Origin of the sequence: Corynebacterium sp. KPL1818, from assembly GCF_000478135.1 — a bacterium.
Classification (GTDB): Bacteria; Actinomycetota; Actinomycetes; order Mycobacteriales; family Mycobacteriaceae; genus Corynebacterium; species Corynebacterium accolens.
In genome coordinates this window covers 891,042-904,638 of the sequence record NZ_KI515758.1, presented here as the reverse complement: position 1 = coordinate 904,638, position 13,597 = coordinate 891,042, and the positions used below count along the sequence as shown (strand labels likewise).

The window sequence follows — 13,597 nt, the reverse complement described above, 5'->3', positions numbered from 1 at the left end:
CTCCCTTTCATCCTCGTCATGTGAGGAATTGATGGCTTTTAATGAATTAATCTTTATTGCCCGCCCGCGGCGGCCCCGGTGCTAAACACCGGAACCGTGCATTCCGCGGTGGACCGAGAATCTATTTAGGCGATGTCTGCGGAAGAGCCCTCATCGCGGGACAAGTTAATGCCAAGCGATGGGCTATCCATGTCATCGTCATCAGAGCCAGACAGCTCCATCGGGGTGCCGTCGGTGGAAAGAACCTCCACGTTCAGGCACAGGGACTGCAGCTCCTTGAGCAACACCTTGAAGGACTCAGGGATGCCCGGATCTGGAATGTTGTCGCCCTTCACGATGGCCTCGTAGACCTTCACGCGGCCTACCACGTCATCGGACTTGATGGTAAGCAGCTCCTGCAGGGTGTAGGCAGCGCCGTAAGCCTGCATTGCCCACACCTCCATCTCGCCGAAGCGCTGGCCACCGAACTGAGCCTTACCACCCAGTGGCTGCTGGGTAATCATGGAGTAAGGACCAGTGGAACGGGCGTGAATCTTCTCATCGACCAAGTGGTGCAGCTTGAGCATGTACATGTAGCCCACGGAGATGGGGTACTTGTACGGCTCGCCGGACCGGCCATCGAAAAGCGTGGCCTTACCGTGCTCGTTAACCAGTACGTCGCCGTCGCGGTTCGGGCGGGACGATGCCAATAGGCGCTCGATCTCGTGGTTGGTAGCACCGTCGAAGACCGGGGTGGCGGTCAGGGAGTCCGCTGGGACATCGTAAAGCTCTTCCGGCAAGGTCTTGAGCAGCTCGGCATTAGCCGGATCCTCGGTGTCGACCTTCCAACCGGCGTGAGCCAACCAGCCCAAGTGCAGCTCAAGAACCTGGCCGATGTTCATACGACGCGGCACACCGTGGGTGTTCAGCAGGATGTCCACCGGGGTGCCGTCCTCCATGAACGGCATATCCTCTGGCGGCAAAATCTTGCCCACAACGCCCTTGTTGCCGTGGCGGCCGGCCATCTTATCGCCGTCCTGGATCTTGCGCTTTTGCGCAACGTAGACGCGGATCATCTCGTTGACGCCAGGTGCCAGGTCGTCATCGTCATCGCGGGAGAAGCGAGCAACACCAATGACCTTGCCCACCTCACCGTGCGGAACCTTCATGGAGGTATCGCGCACCTCGCGGGCCTTCTCACCGAAGATGGCGCGCAGCAGGCGCTCTTCCGGAGTCAGCTCGGTCTCACCCTTCGGAGTGACCTTACCCACCAGGATATCGCCGGCACGGACGTCAGCACCGATGCGGATGATGCCGCGCTCATCGAGGTCGCTCAAGACGTCCTCGGAGACGTTTGGAATCTCGCGGGTGATTTCCTCAGCGCCCAGCTTGGTGTCACGAGCATCGATCTCGTGCTCCTCAATGTGGACCGAGGTCAGGATGTCCTCTTCCACGATGCGTTGGTTGAGGATGATGGCGTCCTCGTAGTTGTGGCCTTCCCACGGCATGAATGCAACCAGCAGGTTGCGGCCGAGCGACATCTCACCGTTGTGGGTACCTGGGCCATCGGCCAAAACCTGGCCGGCCTCTACGCGCTGACCCATGGAAACCAGCGGGGTCTGGTTGTAGTTGGTGCCCTGGTTGGTGCGCTCGAACTTGCGCAGGATGTAGGTATCGCGCTGTCCCTCATCATCCATGATGGTAATGACGTCAGCGGTGACGTTTTCTACTACACCGGCCTTTGGCGTGATGACGACGTCACCCGCGTCATAGGCAGCGCGCTGCTCCATACCGGTACCCACCAGTGGGGCCTCGGAGCGAACCAGCGGGACCGCCTGCTTCTGCATGTTCGCACCCATCAAGGCACGGTTAGCATCGTCGTGCTCCAAGAACGGAATCATGGCGGTACCAACGGAGACCATCTGGCGCGGGGAAACGTCAACGTAGTCCACACCGGAGGCATCGGTCACTCCGATGTCCCCCTCCTTCAGGCGGACCTCGATGCGCTCGCCGATCAAACGGCCTTCCTCGTCCTGCTCGACCTCAGCCTGAGCAATGGCGAAGCGGTCCTCCTCATCAGCGGTGAGGTACTCCACCTGGTCCGTAACCTTGCCGTCAACGACCTTGCGGTACGGGGTCTCGATGAAGCCGAAGGGGTTCACGCGGGCGTAGGACGCCAGCGCACCAATCAGACCAATGTTCGGACCCTCGGGGGTCTCAATCGGGCACATGCGGCCGTAGTGCGACGCGTGCACGTCTCGCACCTCAATGCCGGCGCGCTCACGGGACAGACCGCCTGGGCCCAGCGCGGACAGGCGGCGCTTGTGGGTCAGGCCAGACAGGGAGTTGTTGTGGTCCATGAACTGCGAGAGCTGGGAGGTACCAAAGAACTCGCGGATAGCAGCAGAGACCGGACGCACGTTAATCAGGGACGTCGGCGTGATCGACTCAGCGTCCTGGGTGGTCATGCGCTCGCGCACGACGCGCTCCATGCGGGACAGGCCCACGCGGACCTGGTTCTGAATGAGCTCACCCACGGTGCGCAGACGACGGTTACCAAAGTGGTCGATGTCGTCGGTGTTCAGCGAGATCATCTCGCCGTTTGGCGCCTTCATCTCACGCTCGCCCACGTGCAGGCGTACCAGGTACTCCAGGGTGACGGCGATGTCTTCTTCAGTCAGGGTCATCAGACCGTCGTGGTCACCGCCAAGGCCCAGCTTGCGGTTGGCCTTGTAGCGGCCAACCTTAGCAAGGTCATAGCGCTTAGCGCGGAAGAAGGAGTTATCCAACAAGGACTGCGCCAGCTCACGGGTAGGCTGCTCGCCCGGGCGCTGCTTGCGGTAGATCTCCAGCAGCGCTTCATCGGTATTGGAAACGCCGTCAGATTCCAGGGTGGACATCATGAGCTCAGAGAAGCTGAAGCGCTCCCTGATCTGCTCCTCACTCCAACCCAGCGCCTTCAACAGGACGGTTACCGGCTGGCGGCGCTTGCGGTCAATGCGCACGCCGACGGTATCGCGCTTGTCCACGTCGAACTCCAGCCAAGCACCGCGGGAAGGAATAATCTTCACGGAGTGCAGCGGGCGTTCGGTGGACTTATCGATGGAACGATCGAAGTACACGCCCGGGGAACGCACCAGCTGGGAGACGATGACGCGCTCGGTACCGTTCACGATGAAGGTACCCATATCCGTCATGATCGGGAAGTCACCGATGAAGACGGTCTGCGACTTAATCTCTTGGGTGTCGTTATTAATGAACTCTGCGGTCACGTACAGCGGCGCGGAGTAGTTTATGTCCTTTTCTTTACACTCGTCGACGGTGTTTTTCACCGGCTCGAAGCGAGGCTCCGACAAGGACAGGGACATATTGCCCGAGTAGTCCTGAATCGGCGAGAGCTCTTCGAGGATATCCTCAAGGCCGCTCGTCACGCGTGCGTTATCGCCGCGCTCAGCCTGCTCACGCTCGCGCCATTCCGGCGAGCCGACGAGCCAAGCAAAGGAATCGAGTTGTACGTCAAGGAGGCCCGGCAGGGCGATAGGCTCGCTAATTTTTGCAAACGAGTATCGCTTCGGGGCTCCGGGGATATTGGCCACTGACTTGGTCTGGCGGGAGACTGCCAAGATGGGTCCTTCCAGCACCTCACGCGGATTGCTACTCGCCCTGGCCGACGAGCAGCAAAACCGCTGGTAATTTTAGCATTCGGTCTGCTGTGGAGTGTCTGGGTTCAGAATGCACAAAATCACCTTGTCAAGTCGGTTTTGCCATCACCAACCCGAAAGGCTAAATGTGCACCGAAGATCCAGATTCCAGCGCAACGAATTAGTGTATAGGAAAAACTCAGGTATGTAAAGACACACCACTCTTAAGGCTTTTTCTTTCCGCGCTAGGGGGCAAGCTCTCGCTCGCCGCTGCGCCAACGCGGCAATAATGTTGCGCCAGATCTAGTGGGGCAACCACAAGCACCGTACCACTAAAAACTCATTCCACCGCAACCCTAACCGCGCTTAATACTCTTAGCTGACACTTTCGCTAGTCATTTCGCTGGCGCTTTTCTTTCCGCGTCGGCGCACATGCTTGTTTTTACGGTCGTAAATTCCCAGCGCCCCAATGACTCCAATAAAGGTGAACACGATACCGATACCCAGTGCCGCCCACCGCGCAATCTCCGCCACGCGGTTGCGTGGGAACGATTTCGCTTCATCGAGTAGCGCCGCGCGGGACTCCTCTGAGGTGGAACCATTAAAGACGAATGCTCGCTCGCGGCCTATGCCCTCTCGGTCCGCGTAGTAGTCATCGATATCCATGTCCATGCCCACCACCAGGCCGGTAGCTTGGTCGACGTAGAAATCCGTACTGCCCGAGTGCATCAAATAACCAGGTTCGTGTCCCCCATCTTCCTTGGGGAAAGAGGTGGTATTGCCATCGGCGGCATAAAGCTGCGCTACGTTTGTTGGCTCGATTTCCTGGTGATACCGATACACCGTACGGCCATCTATTTCAGTTTCTTCTTCAAAGACCGCGTCCACTGTCTTGCGCAAGGTGGGGTCAAAGACTGGGTAATTCGTCTTTTCCGCATCCGCCGGGAATTTTAGCCAGTACCCATCGACAGCAACCTTCTCCTCAGGGCTGGCCAAGGTATGGCTCAGGCTGGCCTCTGCCTTTGCCTCACCGCTCAGGCGGTCAATGGGATAGGTCCACACCTGCGCCTGGCTTAAATCATCGAGTCCTTGGCCATCGCCGCGAAGGCGCGTCTCCCCTATGCGCAGCGTCGCAGTATCTTCATCCGAAGGCTCTTGGATGCCCGCATTGATCTGGTAGGTCATCGGCCCGGAATAAGGCGACGTTCCATCCTTATTGACCACTTGGGAATCCGCGGACTCATCCTTAAGAGTCCACGTGGTGTTTTTGAGTTCCAACGGCAGCCGCGGTGAGAAATCCAAAAACGCCGGCGCCGCTACTCCGGCGGCCACCAGCGCAACGCCGAGGCCGAGCAGGAGGACGGAGAAGATGCGGGACTTGGGCAGCATGGTGGCTTATCCTACCGACTCGTTTGTTCAAAACACACTCCCTGAAACGAGATATAGAACTTTTGTAGGATACCCGGACCCAAAGTGCTCATGTAGATTCTAATTACCTCAAGTAATGCACATCACACTACCGGGAGATTTTACCTTGCATCACGCAGAAGTAGCACCGCGTCTCAGCGCTCAGATAGCACGGGAGATTCTAAACCAGACAGAACACCCCACACCACGACCCAATCACAAGCTGGACGCCTTTATTAATGATTACAAAATCAAGGCAGGAAATCACGACGTAAAAAAGGACTTTTAGCTACCCCCTGTGAATGCAAGCCCCTCAAGCATGCATCCACAGGACCCCGCCATGTATCTATGACGATCCTTATAGACGAAAATTTCACCATAAGACTTCAAGGCCCAAGCAACGATTTTCAGCGAGAATTCCGCCACAATCACCCCGAATCGCTTCCATCAAAAAGTGTAGTCTTCATAACCCGCCAAGATGACCGAGAATGTGACCTCCTGTCGCTGATTCTCGCCAGCCAAAACATTGGAGTCGTACGAATTGACAGCGACGGCGAACTCAGTAAAGAGCTATTACCAATAGATAACTTCGGAAGACTGGTTACGGAACATGGCAACACCACGGTGGCAGTAGCTTGGGTCCGCCATTTGTCACGCGAATCTATAAAAAATGTATCCTGCGTTAAAGGGGAAATAATTTATATCAAAGATCAGGCAATATCCTACATACAAACGCTTGAAGAGATTGCTTTATTTAGCGTAAACCAATTTTGTAACGCTCGGTCACGGCTTGCACAAATTCAGCTCGCTAATTCTATTGGACTTACTACCCCTCAAACGTCAATTGGATATGAAGCGGCGTTTCCCTTTTCAATTGCCAAACCGATTGGCCCCCACTGGGTAGAACCGACTCCGGGAACACTTCTTGGAGCTATGCCTAAACGTTTGAAGCTAGATCAATCAACTCGTGATGAGCCGGTACCTCTCCTATTCCAGAAGTATATGAACTCAGAGTATGAGCTCCGCTGCTACGTAATCGACCAAGAAGTTATCGTTTTCCGAGTATCGGGATATGACAATGCAGACGACCTGTGGCAAGAGAACAACCGCGTGAGCGTATCTCTATATAAATCTACCCAAAGATTAAAAGATATTCTAATTGAATACTCCCAACTATCCGGTTGTAATTTATGTGCCATCGACCTCCTAATACAAGGAGGTGACCCAATATTTCTTGAATGTAACGTTTGCTTCGATTGGCTATTCTACGAAGACCGAGCTGGCACGAATCTCGTCTCCAACGCCATTGCTAGATATTTACAAAGGACTTTAAACGATGCTTAGAATAGCGACAGTGGGCCATTTTCGGTTCAAGGGACCGTATCTCGTTTGGGACAACCCTCTAGAGCAAACTCAGACAATCTTAAACCAGAAGGCAAGGGAGGAACTCTTCCGCTTACTAGATAGTCAAACTATTAGTGGAGTAACGGTCGTGTCTAGCGAAGATTCATTTCCGGAACTCCAGAACTTAGGGGTACTACAGCATTTTTCTAATGAACCCCCAATACCGAATGCACGGTTCTAGATATGTGGCCCGATACTCCTCCGCTCGCGCGCGACTACGCATTTGCCAGCGGAGTCCGTTCCGACGAGACAATCGCTCAACTAGATGAGCATCACCAGCATTTAAGGGAAAAACTCGCGCTCACCGGCCCACCGCATCATGTATCGGAGAATCCGATTTTCGCCAAGCAAGAATTGAACCTTCCGCACGGCGAGATAATAAGCTACACTAGAAGCTTCAAATCTGTTTTGAATTCTCGAAAATCTGCACGTTTTACGAATACAGAGCTAAAATCAATTAGCCTTAGGTCACTAGCATCAATCCTTTACGATTCCGCAAGCTTTTCAAAGCGCCCAACAACAAACGAACAGAAGTCCGGAAACATCCATTTTCGTTCGGCCCCATCTGCCGGAGGATTGTGCTCAACCGAGCTCATTGTCCGCGTTAGTAGATGCGATTCAATCGACGATGGTTATTATTTATACCACCCGAAAAACCATTCCTTACTGTTTCTCAATCATCTAGAGCCCTATAAGGAAAGGAAGACCGCGGTTGGGAAACAATCGCATGTCGTGGATGCCCCAATACATTTTATTACTGTTGGTGATCCTCGAGTCATATCCTGGAAATACGAAAGTCTAAACTCGATTCGAACGCTCTGGCTAGAAATTGGGCACTTTAGCCAAGTTATTCAAATGGTTGCTACAGCCACTGGCCACCTCTCTCGGGGCATTTCTCTCTTTCGGGAAGACATCATCGCTGACAACGCGGGACTAGATTGGCGATCTTTCCTCTGGGGCATGCTAATTGCAGTTGGGCCTAGGGACGACTGAGATGGCTTTGTTATAGGAGGAGCATTGAATATAAATGAATTTGATCGCACCAACCCAAGTGATTTTAGACTATTCCTGTGGTCTGACCTCGTGGCTCAGATAGCCGGGGTAGGAGCCGGGCTTGCTATTCCGGTGGTCACTCTACGCTTGAGCGATAGCCTTACCCTTGCCGGCCTGTATGGAACCATCACCGGAATAGCTGCACTGGCAGGCGGAATCATCGGCGGCTCTCTTGCGGATATGTGGCGCCGCAAGCCACTCATCATTGTGACCAACGCTCTGGCCGGGGTACTCAACCTCGCGTTAGCGAGTCTCATTCTATCCGGAAGTTTCTCCCCCATGGTCTTCGGTGCGCTTCTCGGGAGCATGATGTTCTTTTACCGGATAGGTCAAGCTTGCTCCGACCCTTGCCTGCCCCAGCTCGTTGAGGAAGAACAGCTCGCCGCCAAACAAGGGCTCATCCAAGCACGTCTGCAATTTGCGGGACTCATCGGCCCCACTGTGGGCGGCGCGCTTCTAGAAGTCAATGTGGCACTACCCTTCGTGTTTGTCGGTCTGGCAAATATCCTCACCATTGTCTTCTTCCTCTTCATCAGGGCTCGCCTAGACCCCCCAAAGAAGGCAGAGAACAAGCTCCTACGCACGACGAAGGAAGGCTTAGCCATCGTGGCTCGCGCGCCACTACTTCGCGGGCTCATTGCCATGCAAACACTGTCGAACTGCGCAATTAACGGCTCGCTGTTCATGGCGGTCCTCATACTGGAGGAGGGGAATAACCCTGGATGGGTAACGGGACTAGCCCGCACGTCCATAGGCCTCATCGGGATTGTGGGGGCTTTGTCGACGGGTTGGTTGCAGAAGAAGTTCTCCTTCGCCACCCTTCAGGTAGGCACATGCGCCTGGGTTGCTGCATCAATCGCCTGTGGTGCCCTGCTCAGCCCCAGCCTGTTGATGATCATCCCCTTAGGGCTGTCTGTTCTTACAGCCCCAGCCGCCGGCGCGGTAACCTATGCCGCACTCCACAGGCTTCTGGCAGAAGAAACTTTTGGCCGAGTCACCAATATCCAAATGAGCACCGTCGTTTCACTCTCTAGTGTGTGGTCGACCCCGCTGGCCGCATTGTCTCATCGCTGTACCTTGACCACTGGTTTGTGGGCCAATGCGCTCGCCGGGCTCCTCGCTATCGGGCCCGCCCTTATCTTTGTGCGCCGAGCCGATCGCGTCCTTGCGCAAGCAGACGCGAGGGAGAAAGGGAATTCCCCTAGCCACTCATGAGCGCAAGTCAACTGTTCCTATGAATGAGACTCGGCTTCTTCTTTGTGATTCCACGGAACGATGGCGCTGACATCAGTGGTCTGGCGAGTTTTCCACAGATCGTATTCCTCTTGAGTCCGAGCCAGAACTCCGCGGAATTCCCAAAGTAGGCCGACCAGCGCAAGGCCATATCGGCGCTGATACCGAGCGCACCGCGGGTGATTTTGCAGACTTGAGAGCGGGTAGTGCCAATGTCGTTGGCCAGGCGATACTGGGTAATTCCGCAGGGTTTGAGGAATTCTAGGAGAAGAATTTCTCCGGGATGCGGAACGGGAACAACATCAACATGAGTGCGTGCTTCAGTGGTAGTCGATAAAGTCAACGCCAACAGCTCCTTCGGGGGCCTAAACGACAGGATGTGTTGGTGAAGTTATATGTTTAGCCGGTCTGGCGTGCTGGTATTAGGATTATTTCACTTATCCGGAGGCATAACGCAGCCTCGGACCTGAAATACCGCCGGGGGCAGGCTGATGTGCTAGGTGCCGAGGTTCACGATGAATGGATGAGTAAGAATCATCCTCGATGCCCCGTCTGTAGCGGGGCCTGCACCAAACACGGAACGACGAGTACTGGGCGTCAACGCTGGCGATGCCGCATCTGCAAAGCCACCTTCACCCGCACCAATGACGACGCAGTTCAAGCAAAATGGTTCCGCCTTTTTATCAGTTGGCTCACCTCAGGCCGCAGCCTGGCGGTCAAGTCCGTTTGAGTGGTGTTTCTACCTTTCGATAGAGCATGCAGTGTGATGGTGTCAGGGGCCAGCACGTGCTCGGTGCTTTAACTGGTTCATGCGACCTCCTTGGTGGTGTCAGCGTCTATGACGTTGGCGGTAATCAATGCTTTGGTCTGTTCCAGGCTGGTTAGTGACATGTAGCGGTTTTGCTGGATCCAGTCATCGTGTTGTTCTGCTAGGACAGCACCAACAAGGCGCACGACAGCGTCACGATTGGGGAAGATGCCTACAACATCCGTACGCCTGCGGATTTCACGATTGAGCCGTTCAGTAGGGTTATTCGACCAGACTTTCTTCCAGACGGATTTCGGGGCGTTGGTAAAAGCTAAGAGCTCGTCGAGGGCTTCTTCCAGGTAGCTGGCAACGTGGGGGAATTTATCTTCACAAAACGCTACGACCTCACGTGCTTGGGACCACACCGATTCCGAGTCTGGTTGCTGGAATATCGTATGAAACATCGCCGATAGGGTTGGCCACTGGGTCTTGGCAACCATCGAAGACAGGTTTTTAGAAAAGTGCGTTCGACACCGCTGCCAGGACGCATTCGGCAACACGTCACTAATCGCATGCTGGATTCCTAGATGCGCGTCACTGGTGAGGTTACCCTCGTTTAGTGGACACCCGATTAGTGCGGATCTTGTGTCCGTAGGAGAGGATGTTCATTGTGAGTTCGTCAAGGAAGAAGTACACCCCGGAGTACCGGCAGGAGGCCGCCAGACTGGTCATTGAGTCTGGGCGCCCAATCGCTCATGTGGCTAAGGAAATTAGCGTATCAGCCACAATTTTAGGCAGGTGGGTCAAACTTGAGCGGGAACGCCAAGGCTCGGTAGATGGCCGCAGTGATGCCGATATACGAGCCGAAAACGCTCGCCTGCGTCGTGAGTTAGCTGAGGCCAAGATGGATAATGAGTTCTTGTCAAAAGCCACCGCCTTCTTCGCTGCGAAGCAACGCGATCGGAAAAATTTGAGCTAATGCAGCCAGAGCAAGGCGAACTACAGCATCAAACGAATGAGCAGGTTATTAGAGGTTTCTCGTTCTGGCTACTATAAATGGCAAAAGGCTCAAGCAGTACGGCTTCGCGGTGAAAATCAGCGTCAGAGATTCCTCGACCAGTTAGACAGAAAAATTCATGACATCTGGCAAGATTCTGACGAAGTCTACGGTGCCCCACGGATTACTGCAGAACTCGCCGAGGATGGGGTCTATGTCAATCGCAAAACCGTGGCCAAACGCATGCGGATGATGGGTATTGAAGGCATCTCACCCAGGGCGTTTGTTCCCGTAACGACGATTCAATCCAAGCGGAAGTCAACGCTTCCAGACCTAGTGAAACGCCTATTTGATCAAGGGCAGCTTAATCGAGTGTGGATGTCGGATATTACCTATCTACGCACGAATGAGGGCTGGCTGTACCTATGCGTTATCCGCGATGGACACTCCCGCCGAGTCCTAGGCTGGTCCATGGATAGTGTGCAGGATTCTTACCTAGTTGAACGTGCACTGCGCATGGCTTACACCCTGCGTGGTGAAGTACCCGACGGCGTGGTCTTCCACGCCGATCGTGGTACCCAGTTCACCAGCGAACAGCTGTGGCAGGTCTGTCAAGAACTAGGGATTGCACAATCGGTCGGCCGTACTGGTGTCTGCTTTGACAATGCGATGGCCGAGTCGTTCTGGTCGACATTGAAGACCGAATTTTACGATCGGAAGAAATGGCGAACCCGCAACGAAGCCCGGAAGGCGGTGGCTCGCTGGATTGAGATTGTCTACAACCGGCGCCGTCGCCACTCGTCCATCGGGATGGTAAGCCCCGTCGATTTCGAAGCCCAGCTCGCTGATCAAAATGGTAATAAGAAGGCCGCTGCTTAACCCCTAAGCAGCTTAACTACGTGTCCACGATTTGCGGGCAACCCCACTGGTGACAAGATAGACCTCATTAAGTCCGCGAGCTTTAAGATCCCTAAAGAACCCAGTCCACGACGCCACAGACTCAGATGTAGCAACCTGCATGCCCAATAGCTCACGATAGCCTTCGGCATTAACCCCGGTAGCCACGAGGACGGAAGCTTTGACCACGCGTCCTCCTTCGCGGACTTTCATGGTCAATGCATCACAGGCAACATACAGGTATGGACCGGTATCGAGTGGTCGGGTACGGAAGTCTTCGACCATCTCGTCCAGGTCTTTAGCCATGTCAGATACCTGCGACTTTGAAAGATTATTAATTCCCAAACTGGCGACGAGATCGTTCATCCTGCGTGTGGACACGCCTTTTAAATAGCAGGTAGCTATTACGGTTGTTAGTGCTCGTTCTGCCCGAGTGCGTCGTTGCAATAACCAGTCCGGGAAAAATGACCCGGTACGTAGTTTGGGTACAGCGACATCAATGGTGCCAACGCGAGTATCAAGATCGCGGTGGCGGTAGCCGTTGCGGACATTGGTTCGAGACTTAGACGTGGTGGCGTAGTCGGCGCCGCAGATCTGGTCTGCTTGAGTCGATAGGATTTGGTTGATGAATCCTTGAAGCATCTCGCGCATGAGATCTGGGGATGCTTGGGCAAGCAATTCGTCTAAGTAGGTAGTCGGGTCTATAGAATATGGGCTAGCGGCCATCGTGGTTATCCCTTTCGAGGAAGTGTGGTTACGGAATCGAAAGGTACTACGGTGGTCGCCGGCCTCATTCATAAGGGGCCCACCGTCAGTTACAGATACACCACGCTACTGGACGCAACCAGCCTGGCAGAGACCGCTAAAACCTGCGGTGTTTCAACGCGAACTCTGCAACGACGCTTCACATCTTTCTGGCTCATCCAACCTCCCCGAAGTGTTGCGACCGGCTATTTGGTAGCAATGTCGTGACTATCTGGTAGCGCTTTAGTGGGTATCCGGTAGCAGCTCACAACGCTTAGGGTGATACTTCCGGTAGCCGCACCACTCGGGTGCGGCGCATACTGGAAGGAGTCTGTCATGACGGATTACCGTGCGGTGATGACGCTGCTGATACAGCAGCGTTCTTATCGTCAGATTGAAGACCAGCTCGGGAGCTCGCACCGCGCGATTTCACGCGCGAACCATGCACTGCGAAGCCTCGGTTTGACCACGATTCAGCAGGTCGCGGCGTTGACGAATGATGAGTTGGATGAGATCTTCGTTGATAACCGCAGTAGTGGGCAAGGACAGTTCGTCCCGATTAACTTTGACGCGGTTGTCAAAGCACGCGCTGGGCGCACGAAGCAAACACTGCAATTATTGTGGGCTCGCTACACCTCAATCCCCGCCCAGGCGGGTCAGCGTCATTACAGCTACGACCGGTTTCGCCAGCTGGTGACCGCCCATGTTGATGCAGCTGGGCTTACCGCCCGTATCACCCATGCACCAGGGCATACGATGCAGGTGGATTGGGCTGGCACCAAGATGCGCCTGTACGACCCCGCGGGCAAACTGGGTGCGAAAGTCAGCATTTTCGTCGCCTCGCTGCCGTATTCAGGGCTGCTCTTTGCGTGTGCGTGCGTTGACCAGCGCCAACAATCCTGGCTTGATGCCCACCGCCAAGCATTTGACTATTTCGGGGGGTCTGCCAGGTTGTTGTCCCCCAATTGGGATCTTTGCATCGCCATCTGGTTTTCCCTTTGGATGTTGTGCCATTTTTCTTCATCTGCCCTGCACAAATAGGGCATCGTTCTCGGTTAGTAGTCACCGGAAGAATCAACCAGCTCACCACATACCATATGCACGTAATGACAGCCAAGCTCACCAGCAGCCGAACGAACGCGGCCTAAACGACAGGATGTGTTGGTGAAGTTATATGTTTAGCCCGTCTGGCCTGCTGGTATTAGGACTATTTCACTTATCCGGAGGGATAACGCAGCCTCGGACCTGAAATACCGCCGGGGGCGTGCTGATGTGCTAGGCGCCTAGGCTCACGATGAATGGATGAGTAAGAAACATCCTCGATGCCCCGTCTGTAGCGGGACATGCACCAAAATACGGGACTACAAGCACCAATCCGCGAGCGAAGGCGATGGAACGCCTGTAAAGCCACTGTCACTCGCGCTAGAGGCCGACCCAGGAAAGTGGACGAATCAGGGCGCAGACCCACGAGCCAAAGCACACACCCTAGCCAAC

Annotated in this window: 7 protein-coding genes and 3 pseudogenes; 5 read left to right on the top strand and 5 right to left on the bottom strand. The window is 54.7% G+C overall.

Translation table 11 applies throughout. The features are described from left to right. Positions 1-125: 125 nt before the first annotated feature. Positions 126-3,620 carry a DNA-directed RNA polymerase subunit beta gene (locus tag HMPREF1261_RS04235; RefSeq protein WP_023016723.1) on the bottom strand — a complete coding sequence of 1,165 codons (3,495 nt, stop codon included), beginning with the start codon at positions 3,618-3,620 and terminating at the stop codon, positions 126-128. A gap of 375 nt (positions 3,621-3,995) precedes the next feature. After that, complete coding sequence (locus HMPREF1261_RS04230; RefSeq protein ID WP_023030096.1) at positions 3,996-5,009, bottom strand: DUF3068 domain-containing protein; 1,014 nt, start codon at positions 5,007-5,009, stop codon at positions 3,996-3,998. A 366-nt stretch (positions 5,010-5,375) separates the two neighbouring features. Here HMPREF1261_RS04230 and HMPREF1261_RS12430 point away from each other — a divergent pair, with 366 nt between their 5' ends. The 3 genes from HMPREF1261_RS12430 to HMPREF1261_RS04215 all read left to right on the top strand — a co-directional run bounded on the left by HMPREF1261_RS12430 (position 5,376) and on the right by HMPREF1261_RS04215 (position 8,699). Further along, positions 5,376-6,371, top strand: a complete 996-nt coding sequence (locus HMPREF1261_RS12430; RefSeq protein WP_023030095.1) for a RimK family alpha-L-glutamate ligase — start codon at positions 5,376-5,378, stop codon at positions 6,369-6,371. Positions 6,372-6,614: 243 nt separating this feature from the next. Next, positions 6,615-7,424, top strand: coding sequence for a SagB/ThcOx family dehydrogenase (locus HMPREF1261_RS04220; RefSeq protein ID WP_023030093.1), 810 nt, complete (start codon positions 6,615-6,617; stop codon positions 7,422-7,424). Between the two features lie 24 nt (positions 7,425-7,448). Further along, a complete protein-coding gene (locus HMPREF1261_RS04215) occupies positions 7,449-8,699 on the top strand; it encodes an MFS transporter (protein WP_023030092.1) in 1,251 nt (416 codons plus the stop codon). Positions 8,700-8,706: 7 nt separating this feature from the next. On the opposite strand, the gene HMPREF1261_RS12425 is transcribed toward HMPREF1261_RS04215, so the two are convergent. Both HMPREF1261_RS12425 and HMPREF1261_RS04210 read right to left on the bottom strand, forming a co-directional pair. Then, on the bottom strand, positions 8,707-9,060 hold the full coding sequence (locus tag HMPREF1261_RS12425; protein WP_232207985.1) for a HigA family addiction module antitoxin: 354 nt from the start codon (positions 9,058-9,060) through the stop codon (positions 8,707-8,709). Between the two features lie 464 nt (positions 9,061-9,524). Beyond that, positions 9,525-10,070 (bottom strand): annotated as a pseudogene (locus HMPREF1261_RS04210) (transposase); the annotation flags it as partial. Positions 10,071-10,126: 56 nt separating this feature from the next. Between HMPREF1261_RS04210 and HMPREF1261_RS04200 the strand changes: the two are divergent. Then, positions 10,127-11,341, top strand: a pseudogene (locus HMPREF1261_RS04200) (IS3 family transposase). A 45-nt stretch (positions 11,342-11,386) separates the two neighbouring features. Here the strand turns inward: HMPREF1261_RS04200 and HMPREF1261_RS04195 are convergent. Further along, a pseudogene (locus tag HMPREF1261_RS04195) lies at positions 11,387-12,085 on the bottom strand (IS256 family transposase); the annotation flags it as partial. A gap of 354 nt (positions 12,086-12,439) precedes the next feature. On the opposite strand from HMPREF1261_RS04195, the gene HMPREF1261_RS12870 reads away from it, so the two are divergent. Next, positions 12,440-13,144, top strand: a complete 705-nt coding sequence (locus tag HMPREF1261_RS12870) for a transposase (protein WP_023030089.1) — start codon at positions 12,440-12,442, stop codon at positions 13,142-13,144. The last annotated feature ends 453 nt before the right edge of the window (positions 13,145-13,597 follow it).